Genomic DNA, 1,193 nt, shown 5'->3' on the forward strand with positions numbered 1-1,193 from the left:
AAAAGCCCCGTTTTGTATAACAAGATAGGCGACAATGTGAAAAAACAACAAAATAAGGGGGTTATTATTTGGTAGTGTGCATAATGTTTTATAATTTAGCACACGAATTCATTACCATAAGAAAAAGAAATAACAAGCCTACCGTGAAAGAGATTGTTGATAATAACAAGGAACAAGCCACCAGTGGTGATAGCTTAGTCCCCCTCAAGAAGGGCTTCTTCCCCAAACTGATACAGCTATGGAAAGAAGGGCTAAGGAGTATGACGTGGGGTAAGCCTCTCTGGATACTCAATATCATTAAGTTGCTGATCCTCTTTGGCGTACTCAGGCTATTTTTCTTCCCCAACTTCCTCAAGGAGCAGTCCAAGACTAAGGAGGGCCGACAAGAGTATGTGCGGAATGAGCTTGTGAATAGGGCTATTGAGCCAACTGCTACCCCTACAATCACACCTGAGGGAGGTGAGGAGTAGTCGCACACACACATTAAATAATATAATACAACAACAATATATAAGCATTATTTTTACCTACTATGTTACTAAGTGCACTTATCGATTGGTCGCGATTACAATTTGCGATGTCAGCGATGTACCACTGGATCTTTGTTCCGCTTACACTAGGAATGGGATTCATTATGGCACTCGCCGAGACTAAGTACTACCGTACTGGGGACGACTTTTGGAAGGAGACAGCCAAGTTTTGGCAAAAGATCTTCGGAATCAACTTCGCAGCCGGTATTGCGACTGGTCTTATTCTAGAGTTTCAGTTTGGTACCAACTGGTCCAACTACAGCTACTTCGTTGGTGATATCTTCGGAGCTCCCCTAGCGATTGAGGGAATGTTTGCCTTCTTTATGGAGGCTACCTTCTTTGCGGTAATGTTCTTTGGTTGGGACAAGGTGTCGAAGAAGTTCCACCTCGCCTCTACCTGGCTCACCATTGGTGGTGCTACACTATCTGCCGTCTGGATCTTGGTGGCGAATGCGTGGATGCAATATCCTACCGGTGCAGCACTCAATCCCGACACGGTACGTCACGAGATGATCAGCTTCAGCGATGTCGCCCTCTCTCCTGTGGCTGTCTCAAAGTTTTTCCACTCAGTGATCTCTAGCTGGATGCTAGGCTCTATCGTGGTTATGGGTATCTGCGGCTACTACCTACTCCGCAAACGCAATCAAAGGTTTGCACTTGAGA

General features: G+C 45.3%; 2 protein-coding genes. Both read left to right on the forward strand.

All coding sequences use genetic code 11. The features are described 5' to 3' along the window. Positions 1 to 143: 143 nt before the first annotated feature. Positions 144 to 470 carry a DUF4492 domain-containing protein gene (locus QVO39_RS07070; RefSeq protein ID WP_244860747.1) on the forward strand — a complete coding sequence of 109 codons (327 nt, stop codon included), beginning with the start codon at positions 144 to 146 and terminating at the stop codon, positions 468 to 470. A gap of 62 nt (positions 471 to 532) precedes the next feature. After that, positions 533 to 1,193, forward strand: a 661-nt coding sequence (locus QVO39_RS07075) for a cytochrome ubiquinol oxidase subunit I (RefSeq protein WP_288171899.1), incomplete at its 3' end; no start/stop codon positions are given.

It is taken from the genome of Porphyromonas sp. CAG:1061, assembly GCF_000435035.1.
In the GTDB taxonomy this organism is placed as follows: domain Bacteria; phylum Bacteroidota; class Bacteroidia; order Bacteroidales; family Porphyromonadaceae; genus Porphyromonas_A; species Porphyromonas_A somerae.